Source organism: Streptomyces diacarni (assembly GCF_003323715.1).
Taxonomy (GTDB): Bacteria; Actinomycetota; Actinomycetes; order Streptomycetales; family Streptomycetaceae; genus Streptomyces; species Streptomyces diacarni.
This window is the reverse complement of the sequence record NZ_QOIN01000039.1, coordinates 251,428-265,115: the sequence shown is the minus strand read 5'-3', so window position 1 is coordinate 265,115 and position 13,688 is coordinate 251,428. Positions and strand designations below refer to the sequence as shown.

Annotated in this window: 11 protein-coding genes; 10 read left to right on the top strand and 1 reads right to left on the bottom strand. The window is 73.6% G+C overall.

What is annotated here, in order from left to right:
• Positions 1 to 215 precede the first annotated feature (215 nt).
• The 8 genes from DTL70_RS11145 (at position 216) to DTL70_RS11110 (ending at position 9,540) form a co-directional block, all read left to right on the top strand.
• Positions 216 to 1,145: a VOC family protein gene (locus DTL70_RS11145; RefSeq protein WP_114021715.1), complete on the top strand. Its 930-nt coding sequence runs from the start codon at positions 216 to 218 to the stop codon at positions 1,143 to 1,145.
• Entirely contained in the window at positions 1,142 to 2,692 is a 1,551-nt protein-coding gene (locus tag DTL70_RS11140) for an FAD-dependent oxidoreductase (RefSeq protein WP_281278668.1), read from the top strand. Before DTL70_RS11145 ends, DTL70_RS11140 begins: the two co-directional genes overlap by 4 nt.
• 160 nt (positions 2,693 to 2,852) lie before the next feature.
• Positions 2,853 to 3,602, top strand: a complete 750-nt coding sequence (locus DTL70_RS11135) for an SDR family NAD(P)-dependent oxidoreductase (protein ID WP_114021714.1) — start codon at positions 2,853 to 2,855, stop codon at positions 3,600 to 3,602.
• Between the two features lie 54 nt (positions 3,603 to 3,656).
• Entirely contained in the window at positions 3,657 to 4,433 is a 777-nt protein-coding gene (locus DTL70_RS11130) for an SDR family oxidoreductase (RefSeq protein WP_114021713.1), read from the top strand.
• A 186-nt stretch (positions 4,434 to 4,619) separates the two neighbouring features.
• Positions 4,620 to 5,777 (top strand): steroid 3-ketoacyl-CoA thiolase, encoded by a 1,158-nt coding sequence (locus DTL70_RS11125; RefSeq protein WP_114021712.1) that lies wholly within the window; start codon positions 4,620 to 4,622, stop codon positions 5,775 to 5,777.
• A 5-nt stretch (positions 5,778 to 5,782) separates the two neighbouring features.
• Entirely contained in the window at positions 5,783 to 7,987 is a 2,205-nt protein-coding gene (locus DTL70_RS11120; RefSeq protein ID WP_114021711.1) for an acyl-CoA dehydrogenase family protein, read from the top strand.
• 15 nt (positions 7,988 to 8,002) lie between these two features.
• Positions 8,003 to 8,875, top strand: a complete 873-nt coding sequence (locus DTL70_RS11115) for a MaoC/PaaZ C-terminal domain-containing protein (protein ID WP_114021710.1) — start codon at positions 8,003 to 8,005, stop codon at positions 8,873 to 8,875.
• Positions 8,872 to 9,540: a PaaI family thioesterase gene (locus DTL70_RS11110; protein WP_245979254.1), complete on the top strand. Its 669-nt coding sequence runs from the start codon at positions 8,872 to 8,874 to the stop codon at positions 9,538 to 9,540. Before DTL70_RS11115 ends, DTL70_RS11110 begins: the two co-directional genes overlap by 4 nt.
• A gap of 90 nt (positions 9,541 to 9,630) precedes the next feature.
• Here the strand turns inward: DTL70_RS11110 and casG are convergent, their stop codons facing one another.
• On the bottom strand, positions 9,631 to 11,277 hold the full coding sequence (casG, locus tag DTL70_RS11105) for a steroid-24-oyl-CoA synthetase (RefSeq protein WP_114021709.1): 1,647 nt from the start codon (positions 11,275 to 11,277) through the stop codon (positions 9,631 to 9,633).
• Between the two features lie 250 nt (positions 11,278 to 11,527).
• On the opposite strand from casG, the gene DTL70_RS11100 reads away from it, so the two are divergent.
• On the top strand, positions 11,528 to 12,289 hold the full coding sequence (locus tag DTL70_RS11100) for an SDR family NAD(P)-dependent oxidoreductase (protein WP_114021708.1): 762 nt from the start codon (positions 11,528 to 11,530) through the stop codon (positions 12,287 to 12,289).
• A 157-nt stretch (positions 12,290 to 12,446) separates the two neighbouring features.
• A complete protein-coding gene (locus tag DTL70_RS11095; RefSeq protein ID WP_114021707.1) occupies positions 12,447 to 13,682 on the top strand; it encodes an NADH:flavin oxidoreductase in 1,236 nt (411 codons plus the stop codon).
• Positions 13,683 to 13,688: the final 6 nt, after the last annotated feature.

The window sequence follows — 13,688 nt, the reverse complement described above, 5'->3', positions numbered from 1 at the left end:
AGGAGAGACGTGGACGAGCCCCGTAGGGGCGCGGGGAACTGCTCCCCCAGCCTCCGGCCGGGAGGCCCCCCACAAGCCACCAACCCACCCGCGGACCGCACCCTGCGGGAGGTGGCTGGCGGTCGCGGCTCCGGGGCGGCCTGGCCGCTCAAGGCGGCCGCGGGTACGCACGCGCAGCGGACAGCGTGGACGAACAGCACGAGAGGAGAGCACACATGACGCACATCCGAGGACTGGGCTACCTGCGGGTGCAGACCCGGGACATCGACCGATGGCGCCAGTTGACCGTCGAGGCGCTCGGCTTCGCCGAGGGCTCGGGCCCCGATCCGGACGGGCTGTATCTGAGGATGGACGAGCGGCGGGCGCGGCTCGCGGTGCTGCCGGGCGACACCGACCGGGTACAGGCCGTCGGCTGGGAGGTGCGCGACCAGTTCGCCCTGGCCGCGGTCGGCCGCGCCGTCGAGGAGGCGGGCACGGCGGTCAAGCAGCTTACGCAGCAGGAGGCCGACGAGCGCGGAGTGGAGGCCGCTGTCACCTTCGAAGACCCCGCGGGCGTACCTGTCGAGGTCTTCTTCGGCCCCGTCCTGGACCACAGCCCCGTCCTGACCGGGCTCGGGCAGACCTTCGTCACCGGCGGTCAGGGCATGGGACATGTGGTCCTGCCGACGACCCGCATGGACGAGACCGTCGCCTTCTACACCGAGGTCCTCGGATTCCTGCCGCGCGGCGGGATCAGGCTGGGCGGCCAGGCTGCGGACGCCCCGCCGCGCCGCGTGCGCTTCATGGGCGTCAACCAGCGCCACCACAGCCTGGCGCTGTGCCCCGCACCGCACGGCGAGGAACCCGGCCTGGTGCACCTGATGGTGGAGGTCGACAGCCTGGACGCGGTGGGCCGCGCGCTCGACAACGTGGCACGGCTCGACTTCTCGCTCTCCTCCACCCTGGGCCGGCACACCAACGACAAGATGGTCTCCTTCTACGTCCGGGCGCCGGGGGGCTGGGACATCGAGTACGGCACCGAGGGCATGCTGGTGGACGAGGCGCACTACACCGCGGAGGAGATCACCGCGGACAGCTACTGGGGCCACGACTGGTCCGGGTCGCAGCCGCTGGCGGCGTTCACCCCGCCGGAGGCCGGCCGGTGAGCGCGGTCCGGCCGGCGGACGAGCGCCCCCGGCCGGAGCATCCCGGTGCGCCGCGCGGTCGCGGTGGTGCGTGGCCGGTGACGCCGGTTACCGCCGCCTCCGTGAGCCGGTACGATCACGTGACCGACGTCCTCGTGGTCGGCTTCGGGTGCGCCGGCGCGGCAGCGGCCTTCGAGGCGGCCCGCGCCGGCGCCGAGGTCACGGTCCTGGAGCGCGCCGGCGGCCCCGGCGGCTCCTCGGCGCTCTCGGGCGGCGAGCTCTACCTGGGCGGCGGGACACCCGTGCAGCACGCGTGCGGCTTCCAGGACACCGCGGACGACATGTTCGCCTACCTCCGGGCCGCCCTCGGCCCGCACGCGGACGAGGAGAAGCTGCGCGTCTACTGCGACGAGAGCGTCGAGCACTTCGGGTGGTTCACCGACCGGGGCGTCACCTTCCACCACAGCCTGTGGGACTCGCCGACCTGGATGCCGCCGTCCGCGGACGGGCTGATGTGGCTGGGCGAGAACGCCTGGCCCTACAACACGCTCGCCCGTCCCGTGCCGCGCGGCCACCGCCCCGCCACAGGCTCGTGGGGCGGCCGGCCGCTGATGGACAAGCTCACGGCGGCGGCCGGTGGGGCGGGCGCCGTCACACGGACCGACACCGTGGCCACCGCGCTGATCGTGGACGGCGACGGGCGGGTGGCCGGAGTGACCGCCAGGCGGTACGGCGAGGAGCTGGCCATCCGCGCCCGCAGGGCCGTCGTGCTGACCACCGGGGGCTTCGCCGACAACGAGGAGATGCTGGCCGACCACGCGCCCTTGCTCCTCGGCCTGGGCAGGGTCAGCGACGGCCTGGACGACGGCAGCGGCATCCGGATGGCCGCCGCGATCGGCGCGGCCACCCGGCGGATGGCGGTGACCGAGATCGCGATGACCGCGCTGCCGGCCATGGCCGTGCGCGGCATGCTGGTCAACGCGCACGGGCAGCGCTTCGTCAACGAGGACGTCTACCCGGGCCTGTTCAGTGTCGCCGCGCACCGGACGCAGCCAGGCCCTTACTGGGTGATCGTCGACGAGGAGGGCTACGAGGCCGTTCCCGAGGCGGAACGCTGGGGCGTGCTCCCGCGCTTCGTCGAAGAGGACCTGGCGGCTCTTGAGGCGGATCTCGGCATGCCCGCCGGTGCCCTGGAGTCGGCCGTCGGCATGTACAACACCCACGCCGAGCGGGGAGCCGACCCGTACTTCCACAAGGATCCGGCGTGGCTGCGTCCGCTGAAGCCGCCCTTCGCGGCGCTCGATCCCCGCAGCGGCTTCGCGACGGGGGAGCGGAACAGCGCGGGGACCGGCCCGGGGGCCGCGGGCTTCACCCTGGGAGGGCTGCGCACCACCGTCGGGGGAGCGGTGCTGGACGTGGCCGGAGCGCCGGTCCCGGGCCTGTACGCGGCGGGCCGGGCCAGCTCGGGCATCCACGGGGAGGGCTACATCAGCGGTACGTCGCTGGGCGACGGCACCTTCTTCGGCCGGAAGGCGGGGAGGGCGGCAGCGGACGCCGCCCCGGGCTGACCCGGGGCGCGGAGAGCGCCGAGGGCGATGCGCGGCGCGCGGCCGGGCGCGGGCAGCAGCCCGCGCGGGGGCTTCCGTTGAGTGGGACGCGGCCCGCCCGGCGCTTCGGCGGCGCCTAGCGTCGGCCGCCCTGCTCCAGCTCTCCTACCGAAGGACCGTGATGGACCGTTTCGCGGGTGTCGGCGTCCTGCTCACCGGTGCCGGGTCCGGCATCGGCCGTGCCACCGCGCTCCGTCTGGTGGAGGAGGGCGCTGCCGTCTTCGGGGTCGACCTGTCCCCGAGCGGCCTCGCCAAGACCGCGGCGGCGGCGAAGGGGCCCGGCCGGGTGGTGACGCACGTGGCCGATGTGAGCGACGAGAGCGCGGTGGTGGAAGCCGTCGCCGCTGCTGCCCGGCGGCTCGGCGGTATCGACGTCCTGATCAACGTCGCGGGGTTGCACAGGACGACCCCCATCGACACGCTGACGGTGGCCGACATGCAGCGGCTGTTCTCCGTCAACGCGGTGGGGACCGCGCTCTTCTGCCGCGAGGCCCTGCGCCACCTGCCGGACGAGCGGGGCGTCATCGTCAACGTGGCCTCGTCCGCGGCCACCCACGGCAACCCGTACATGAGCGCCTATTCCGCCTCCAAGGGCGCGGTGTTGGCGTTCTCGCTGTGCCTGGCGTCCGAGGTGGCGCACCGGGGCATCCGCGTCGTTCCCGTCTCGCCCGGCACGGTCGCCACACCCCTGACGGCCGGCGGGGACATCCTGCCCGCCGCGCTGGACACCGGCTACTACCAGCGGATCAGGTCGCTGTTCGGGGCGGCGGACCCGGAGCAGATCGCCGGAGTCATCGCCTTCGCGGCCTCCGGGGACGGCGGCTATCTCACCGGCGCCGAGATCCGGGCCGACGGCGGCTCGCACACCTGACCGGCCCCGCGGTAGCGGCGGGACCGGCCGATCACCCATGAGGAGAGCACACGCATGACACGTCGTATCGCCGTCAGCGGGGCGGCATCAGGCATCGGCAGGTCGCTCGCCGCACTGTTGCGGACGCAGGGGGACGACGTCGTCGGCATCGACCTGGAGGACGCCGAGGTCTGCGCCGACCTGTCCACCGCCTCCGGGCGCTCCGAGGCCGTCGAGGGGGTGCTGGAGCGCACCGGGGGCGCGCTGGACGCGGTGGTGGCCTGCGCGGGCATCTCGGCCGTGCGCCCGGCCACCGTAGCGGTGAACTTCTTCGGCGTGACCGAGCTGTTGGCGGGCCTGCGTCCCGCACTGGCCGCCTCACGGGCCCCGCGGGCCGCTTTCGTCGGTTCCATCGCGGGAACCGCGGCGACCGTGCCCGAGGTCGTCGACGCCTGCCTCGCGAAGCGGGAGGCACAGGCGCTCGATGCGGCGGCCGCCGCTGCCGCACGAGGCGAGGGCAACAGGATCTACCCCTCCTCCAAGGCCGCGCTGGCCCGCTGGATGCGCGGTGTCTGCCTCACCGGCGACTGGGCCGCGGCGGGGATCCCGCTGAACGCGGTGGCACCCGGGGTGGTGCTCACCCCGATGCACGCGGCACACGCGATGACCGAGGACCAGCGCAAGAGCGTGGACGAGGCGGTCCCGATGCCGCTGGGCGGGTACGCCGAGCCCGAGGTGATCGCGCGGGCACTGCGGTGGCTGGTCAGCGCGGAGAACACCCACATGACGGGCCAGGTGATGTACGTGGACGGAGGCGCGGAGGCGACCCTCAGGGGCCCGGACAGGTTCTGAGGCACAGGGTTCCCGAGCGCGGCACGGGCGCCGGGTGGGGGCCGCGGTTCGGGGAGGTCTCCGGTGCGGGCCGGCGGCCACTCAGTGGGACTGGTGTTGCCGAAAAAAAGAACGAATTCTAGTTTTTGGGGGAGCGCGACACACCCACCCGGCCCCCGCGGGCCGCCTCACACGTTACGGAGAACCATGGCCGAGGCCGTCATAGTCGAAGCCGCACGCACCCCGGTCGGCCGGCGCCGCGGCGTCCTGTCGGGCCTGCACCCGGCCGAACTGCTGGGCCTGACACAGCAGAAGCTGCTGGAGCGGGCCGGCGTCGCACCACGGGAGGTCGAGCAGGTCGTCGGAGGCTGCGTCACCCAGGCCGGTGAACAGTCCAACAACGTCACCCGCACCGCCTGGCTGCACACCGGCCTGCCCCACACCACCGCCTGCACCACGATCGACTGCGCCTGCGGCTCCTCGCAGCAGGCGGTGCACCTGGTCGCCGGCCTCATCGCCGCGGGCGCGATCGAGGTGGGCGTCGGCTGCGGCGTCGAGGCGATGAGCCGGGTCTTCCTCGGGCAGGCGCAGACGCCCGACACCGGCGTCCCCGTGCCGGACAGCTGGTCGCTGGACATGCCCGACCAGTTCACCGCCGCCGAACGGATCGCCCGCGACCGCGGCATCACGCGTGCCGAGGCCGATGCCCTCGGCCTGGCCTCCCAGCGCAGGGCAGCCCGCGCCTGGCAGGAGAAGCGCTTCGACGGTCAGATCGTCGACGTCCACGCCCCCGTGGGCCCCGAGGGGCCCACGGGGGAGACGGCCGTCGTCACCCGCGACCAGGGGCTGCGCGAGACCACCGCCGAAGCGCTCGCCGGGCTGAGGCCCGTGGTCCCCGACGGCATCCACACCGCGGGCAACTCCTCGCAGATCAGCGACGGAGCGGCCGCGGTGCTCCTGACGAGCCGTCGGGGCACCGCCCGCCTGGGGCTGCGGCCCCGCGCCCGCATCGTCGCCTCCGGCATGGTCGGCGCCGATCCCTACTACCACCTCGACGGGCCGATCGAGGCGACCGCCCACGTCCTGCGCAAGGCCGCGATGACGCTGGACGACATCGACCTCGTCGAGATCAACGAGGCGTTCGCCTCCGTCGTGCTGTCCTGGGCCAGGGCCCACGAGGCCGACATGGACAAGGTGAACGTCAACGGCGGCGCGATCGCCCTCGGCCACGCGGTGGGCTCGACGGGGGCCCGGCTGCTCACCCAGGCGCTCCACGAGCTGGAGCGGAGCGACAAGTCGACCGCGCTGGTCACCATGTGCGCCGGCGGAGCGCACTCGACGGCGACGATCATCGAACGGATCTGAGACCCATGACCATCGGACTGACCGAAGAACACCGCGACCTGCGCGACTCCGTCCGCGCGTTCACGACCCGGCACGTCACCCAGGACGTCGTCCGCAAGGCCGTGGACGCCGAACACGAGACGCTTCCGCCCTACTGGCAGGGGATCGCGGACCAGGGCCTGCTCGGCCTGCACCTGCCCGAGGACACCGGCGGCGCGGGGTACGGCCTCACCGAACTCGCCGTCGTTCTCGAGGAGCTCGGCCGGGCCGTGGTCCCCGGCCCCTTCCTGCCGACCGTGCTCGCCTCGGCGGTGCTGCTGCGCGCCGGCCACACCGCCCACCTGCCCGGGCTGGCCGACGGCAGCACCACGGGCGCCGTCGGGCTGCGGCCCGGCACCCTGACGCTGACCCGCTCACCGGACGGCCGGGCGCTGCTCACGGGCGAGTCGGAACCGGTCATCGGCGGACACGTCGCCGACGTCCTCGTCCTGGCGGCCCGGGAAGGCGACACCACCGCATGGGTGCTGCTGCCGCGGGGCCGGGTGGAGACCACCGACCACCGCAGCCACGACCTGACGCGCCGCTCGTCGCGGATATCCGCGCGAGAGGTGTCGGTACCGGCCGAGGACATCCTGACCCTCGACCCGGGGACGCCGCTCGACCTGGCCGCCGTCCTCTTCGCCGCCGAGGCCTCCGGTATCGCCGACCGCGCCGTGACCACGGCCGCCGAGTACGCGCGCGTGCGGGAGCAGTTCGGGCGGCCCATCGGCCAGTTCCAGGGCGTCAAACACCGCTGCGCCCGCATGCTCGCCGACGCCGAGCAGGCCAGGGCCTGCGCTTGGGACGCCGCACGCTCGGGCGACCCGGGCGCCGTCGAGGACCCCCGCGAGGCCTCGCTCGCCGCCGCGGTCGCCGGCGCCACCAGCGTGGCCGCAGCCTTCGCCGCCACCAAGGACTGCATCCAGGTCCTCGGCGGCATCGGCTTCACCTGGGAGCACGACGCTCACCTGTACCTGCGCAGGGCCCAGACCCTGCGTCTCGCCCTCGGCCCCACCGCGCGGTGGCGCCGCCGCGTCTCCCGGCTCACTCTCGACGGCGTCCGCCGCCGCCTCGGCGTCGAGCTGCCGCCCGAGGCGGAGACCGTCCGCGCCGAAGTCCGCGCCGAACTGAGGGCCGCCCGCGAGCTGGAAGGCAAAGAGCGCCTCGACCACCTCGCCGACCACGGCTACACCGCGCCGCATCTGCCGGCCCCGTGGGGCAAGGGGGCCGACGCCGTCGCCCAACTGGTCATCGGCGAGGAGATGCGGGAAGCAGGACTGACCGCCGTCGACATGGTCATCGGCGGTTGGGTGGTGCCCACCCTCATCGCGCACGGCGACGCGGCACAGCGGGAGAAGTTCCTGCGGCCCTCCCTGCGCGGCGACCTCACCTGGTGCCAGCTGTTCAGCGAGCCGGGCGCCGGCTCCGACCTGGCGGGGCTGAGCACCCGCGCGGTGCGCACCGACGGCGGCTGGCGGATCACGGGGCAGAAGGTGTGGACGTCCATGGCGCGCGACGCCCACTGGGGCATCCTGCTCGCCCGCACCGACGCCGAAGCCCCCAAGCACAGGGGCCTGTCGTACTTCCTGCTCGACATGGCCTCACCCGGCATCGACATCCGCCCGCTGCGGCAGATCACCGGCGAGGCCGAGTTCAACGAGGTCTTCCTCGACGACGTGTTCGTCCCCGACGCGATGCTCGTCGCTGCCCCCGGCGACGGCTGGAAACTCGCCCGCACCACACTGGCCAACGAACGCGTCGCACTGTCCCACGACTCCTCCCTCGGCTCCGGCGGCGAAGCCCTGCTGGAGCGGGCGGCCGACCGCCCGCACGAGATGGACGACGAACGGCTCACGACGCTCGGCGGCATCCTGTGCGACGCCCAGGCCGGCAGCCTGCTGGGCCTGCGGACGACGCTGCGCTCGGTCGCCGGGGCACAGCCGGGCGCCGAGGCCAGCATCGCCAAGCTCGTCGGCGTCGAGCATCTGCAACAGGTGTGGGAGACCGCCGTGGACTGGTCGGGCAGCGCCGCGCTGACCGGCGAGGGCCCGCGCCAGGACGCCACCTGGATGTTCCTCAACTCCCGCTGCATGTCGATCGCGGGCGGTACCACCGAGGTGCAGCTGAACATCATCGCGGAGCGCCTGCTCGGTCTGGAGCGCGACCCCGAGCCCGCCCCCGCGCGTGCGTGAGAAGAAAGGCCGACCATGCCCATCGACCGGGACAAGGCGCTGAACGCGCCCCCCTCCGTGCGCGAGATCAGCTGGACGACCCGCGACGTCCTCCTCTACCACCTCAGCCTCGGCGCGGGCTCCGACCCGGCCACGGGAGCGCAGCCGCACCTGACCTACGAACGCGGGCTCGCGGTGCTGCCCACCTTCGCGATGGTCGCCGGCAGGGGCGTGTCGTCCGGTGAACTTCCGGGCGCGTCCTGGGACATGCCCGGAGTGGACATCGACCTGCGCGCGATCCTCCACGCCGGCCAGGGCCTCGTGGTGCACCGCCCGCTGCCGGCGGCCGGTTCGGCCACGGTCAGCTCCCGCGTCGCCGAGGTGTGGGACAAGGGCAAGGCCGCGCTGATCGTACGGGAGTCGACCGCCCGCGACCCGGGGGGCGAACCGCTGTGGACGGAGACCATGCGGATCTGGGCACGCGGCGAGGGCGGCTTCTCCTCGGAGCCGGGGCCCGAGGAGACCTGGTCGGCCCCCGACCGCGGGGCCGACCTCGTGGTGGACACACCGACCGTGCCGCAGCAAGCCCTCCTCTACCGGCTCAACGGCGACCTCAACCCGCTGCACGCCGATCCGCGGGCCGCCCGCGCCGCCGGCTTCGACCGGCCGATCCTGCACGGCCTCGCCTCCTACGGGCTGGTCTGCGCGGCGCTCGCCGAGGGCGTGCTCGACGGGGACGTGACCCGGCTCGCGTCGCTGTCCGTCCGGTTCGCGGGCGTCCTCTTCCCCGGGGAGACCCTCCGCACGGCGGTGTGGCGGGAAGCGGACAGACTGCTGCTGCGCTCCACCTGCCCCGAGCGCGACGACGCGCCCGTGCTCACCCACGCCACCGCGGTGGTGAACGCGTGAACGCCGCACCCCGTCAAGAGCCCACCCGCACGGCGGGCACCCCCGGCGTGGCGCGCCCCGCCCAACTGGTCTCCGAGCCCCGCGACGGCGGGGTCGACGCGGCGGTCGCCGCCGCCCGCCGGATCGTCGACGCGCTGCTTCAGGCCGGCGAGGGGACGGACGCCGACATGACCGGGGTGGCCAAGCAACTCCACGCGGTCGCCGACAGCCTGGAGGACCAGGCACCTGCCCGCGAGGAACGCCTGGTCGAGATGTGGCGCGGCGACGGCATCACCCGGCACGACCCGGTGACCGGGCCCGAGAACGCGCTCGCACCGCCGCTGCGGCTGACCGGCGACGAGGACGGCTCCGTGGCGGGAACCCTCACTCTCGGCCTGCCCTACCAGGGGCCGCCCGGATGCGTGCACGGCGGCGTCTCGGCGCTGCTGCTCGACCACACACTCGGAGTCGCCAACCACTGGGCCGGCCTGGTCGGGATGACCGCCGAGCTGACCGTCCGCTACCACAGGCCCGCCCCGCTGTTCGAGCCGCTGACCGTCTCGGGGCGGCAGGTCTCCGTGGACGGCAGGAAGATCCGCACCATCGGTGCCCTCTCGGCCGGCGGTCGCGACTGCGTGACGACGGAGGGCCTGTTCATCGCCAAACAGGTGCCGCGCCCCCGCTGAGCGGACCCGCTCCACGACCAGAGCGCCCCGCCCGGAGATTCCGGGCGGGGCGCTCTGGTCGTGACTCGCGCGGGGCGACGGCGTAAGGCGTTACAACGGCGGGATGAGGTGGCGGGCGATCTTCCCGGTGGCGTTGCGCGGCAGGCTCTCCTCGGTGATCCGCCAGCGGGCCGGCACCTTGTAGTAGGCGAGCCGCTCCCGGGCGAACGCGACGAGGCCGTCGGCCGTCACGCCCGAGTCCCCGTCGGCCACCACCACGGCGACCACCTCCTGGCCGAGGTCCGGATGCGCCACCCCCAGGGCCACGCACTCGCGCACCCCCTCGCACTCGGCCAGCACCTCCTCGATCTCCGCGGGGTAGACGTTCTCGCCTCCGCGCACGATCAGGTCGGAGCGGCGGCTGGTGAGCCTCATCCGGCCCCCCTCCAGCACGCCGATGTCACCGGTGTGCAGCCAGCGGTCCGCGCGGATCGCCTGCGCGGTGGCCTCGGGATCCTCCCAGTACCCGAGCATGTTGAACGGGCTGCGCAGGCAGATCTCCCCCTCCTCGCCCTCGGGGAGCGCACGCCCGCCCGGGTCGCGGATCTCCAGCTGCACCGTGATGTTGGGGCGGCCCAGCGTCCCCGGTGCCTCGGTGAGATCGGCCGCGGTGGCCAGGGTCGCGCCGGTCGCCGACTCGGTGAGCCCGTAGCTGTTGGCGAGCGACCGCCGGGCGACGGGAAGGGCCTGGCGCAGCCGTTCGTGGAAGGCCGGAGAGGAGGGCGCGGAGGCGAGGGCGAACGCCGAGAGCGACGACAGGTCGTACCGCTCCAGGCCGCCGTGTTCGATCAGGCGGTGCGCCATGGTCGGCACCGCGCCCCAGTTGGTGACCCGCTCGCGCTCGATGAGGCGCAGCACCCGGTCCACGTCGAACCTTCCCTGGTGCATGACGACGGTGCCGCCGAGGGCGAGTTGGGGGACGGCGAGATTGTGCAGGGTCGCGATGTGGAACAGCGGCAGGGCCAGCAGGTGGCGCCGGACCGCCGGGCCCGCGGAATCGCCGAGTTCGGCGGACACGGCCTCGTTGAGGCGGTGGTAGTCGATCACGGCGAGCAGATTGCGGTGCGTGTGCACGGCGCCCTTGGGGCGGCCCGAGGTGCCGCTGGTGTAGATGACGGCGGCGGGGTCGTCCTCGTCGATGTGCGGGGAGGGCAAGGGCGCGTCCGGGTACGCGTGGGAGAGCCGCTCGACGTCGCCGGCGAGGGTCAGCAGGCGTACGCGGGAGTCGTCCACCAGCGGGGCCCGCCGCTCGTCGGCCACGACAAGGGCCGGCCGCGTGTGGCCGATCGCGTAGGCGACCTCGCGGGCCGACCACCACGAGTTGTAGCCGACCGCGATCGCGCCGAGCGAGACCGTCGCCCAGAACGCCGTGATCCAACCCGGCTCGTTCGCGGCCAGGATCGCGACCCGGTCGCCCCGGCGCACTCCGAACTCGTCGTGGAACGCGCGCGCCAGGGACGCGACCCGGCGGGCGTGTTCGGTAAAGGAGACGCGCGTCCGTTCGGTGACGAGGTAGTCGCGGTCACCGTGCCGCACCGAGTCGGCCACCACCTGGGCCAGCGAACCGCCCCGGTGGGCGAACACCCGCATCCGGGAGCCGAGCACGTCCTCCTCCACCAGTTCGAACGCGCCGCCGGGCCCGGTCAGCCGTCGCACGAGGTCCGCGGCCGATTCCTGCTGCTCCGTTGCCGCGTTCATGGGCCTCCCTCTCGCCGGGGGTGGGTGGTGTGCGCGTCATTTTTCTCGCCGCGCCCGCGGGAACCAGCCGGTTCCCGGTGACCGGGACCCGGGCCCGCCCCCGCGGCCCGCTTCCCCCGCTGAGTGGGACTCGGCCCCAGGCGAGGCGCGGCGCGGCCGAAGACTTGGCGGGGCGAGGCGCCCGGCAGGCCGTCCCGGACGCCTCACCCGGTGAAGGACAGCGCTCACGGACGACGGAAGAAGGAGCGGGATGGGACATCTGCAGGGCAAGGTCGCGATCGTCACCGGTGCGGGATCGGGCGTCGGGCAGGGCATCGCTCTCGCGCTCGCCGGCGAGGGAGCGTCGATCGCCGCCCTCGGGCGCACCCCCGAGAAACTGGAGGCGACCTGCGCACTGGTCGCCGAGCGCGGGGGCAGGGCGGAGGCACTGAGCTGCGACGTGGCGGACACCGACCGCGCCCCGGGGCTGGTGGAGGAGGTCGCCGACCGCCTGGGCGGCGTCGACATCCTCGTCAACAACGCCTACAGCGGGGCCTACGGGCCTCTGCTGTCGATGAGCGACACCGACTTCCGGCGCGGTTTCGACAGCGGCCCGTTCGCCGCCTTCGCGTTCATGAAGGCCTGCCACCCGCACCTGAAGCAGCGCGGCGGTGGCGTCGTCGTCAACCTGGTCAGCTCGGCCATGGTCCGCTGGGACCTGCGCACCTACGGTGCCTACGCGGCGGCCAAGACCGCGCTCCGCTCCCTGACCCGTACCGCGGCAGGCGAGTGGGGCCCCGACAACATCCGGGTCAACGCGATCGCGCCGCACGCCACCTCGCCCGGCTACCTCAGGTGGGAAGCGGCCAACCCCGAGGAGGCGGAGGCCTTCCGCGACTCCATACCGCTGCGCTACGTCGGTGACTGCGAGGAGGACATCGGACGCGCCGTCGTCATGCTCTGCGGCCCCGACGCCCGCTACCTCACAGGGGCGACGGTGCCGCTCGACGGCGGACAGGCCAACTTCGACTGACGCGCTGCCACCGGCGCGCGGCGAGCGACGGCCCCGGGAAGGGGCGGAAAACCGCCGTTCCGCCGCTCCCGGTCAGCGGGAGTGCACCGGCCCTCGACGGCTCGGATGCATAACGTCCCGATCGCCACCCGGACCGGTGGGCAAACGGAGGTTTCCCTTGAACCAGACAGCGCACCAGGCGCCCGGGAATCCGGACGTACTGGCTCCCGCGCAGCTCGGCCCCGTCTCGCTGCGCAACCGCACGATCAAGGCGGCCACCTACGAGGGCCTGAGCCACGAAGGACTGGTCACCCAGGAGCTGATCGACTTCCACGTGAGGCACGCGGCCGGCGGGGTCGGCATGACCACCGTCGCCTACTGCGCGGTGGCCCCCGAGGGAAGGACCGGCGCGCATCAGATCCTGTGGCGGCCCGCGGCCCTCCCCGGGCTGCGCAAGCTGACCGAGGCCGTCCACGCCGAAGGCGCCGCCGTCTGCGCGCAGATCGGCCACGCCGGCCCCGTGGCCAACCCGAAGTCCAACGGCGCCCCCGCCCTCTCGCCCAGCCGGCACTTCCACAAGACGACGCTGAGCTTCGCCAGGGAGGCCACCCGCGGCGACCTGAAGCGCATCGTGCGCAACCACGCGGAGGCCGCCACCATGGCCGTCGAGGCCGGGTTCGACGCCGTGGAGATCCACCTGGGCCACAACTACCTCGCCAGCTCGTTCCTGAGCCCGCGCATCAACCACCGCAAGGACGAGTACGGGGGCAGCCTGGACAACCGCGCCCGCTTCCCCCGCGAGATCGCCCGCGCGGTGCGCGCCGCCGTCGGCAAGCGGATCGCCGTCATCGCCAAGCTGAACATGGACGACGGCGTGCCCGGCGGCTTCTGGCTGGACGAGGCGATACCCGTCGCCCGCAGGCTGGAGAGCGACGGCTCGCTGGACGCCGTGGAGCTGACCGTCGGCAGCTCCCTGCTCAACCCCATGTACCTGTTCAGGGGAGACGCGCCGCTGCGCGAGTTCGCCCAGGTCATGCCCCAGCCCGTCAAGACGGGCGTCAAACTCGTCGGCAACCGGGTGCTGCACAGCTACCCCTACGAGGACGCCTACCTGCTGGAGCAGGCCCGGCAGGTGCGCGCCGCAATCGAGATGCCGCTGATCCTGCTCGGCGGCATCACCAACCGGCGGACCATGGACCTGGCCATGCGCGAGGGCTTCCAGTTCGTGGCCATGGGGCGCGCGCTGCTGCGCGAACCCGACCTGGTCAACCGCATCCGGGCCGACGCCGCGACACCATCGCTGTGCATCCACTGCAACAAGTGCATGGTCTCCTTCCACGGCGGTATCCGCTGCGTCCTGGTGGACGACTCCGGCGACCGTGCCGCGGGCGGCGCGACCCCGATCACCGGGTGAGGGGGC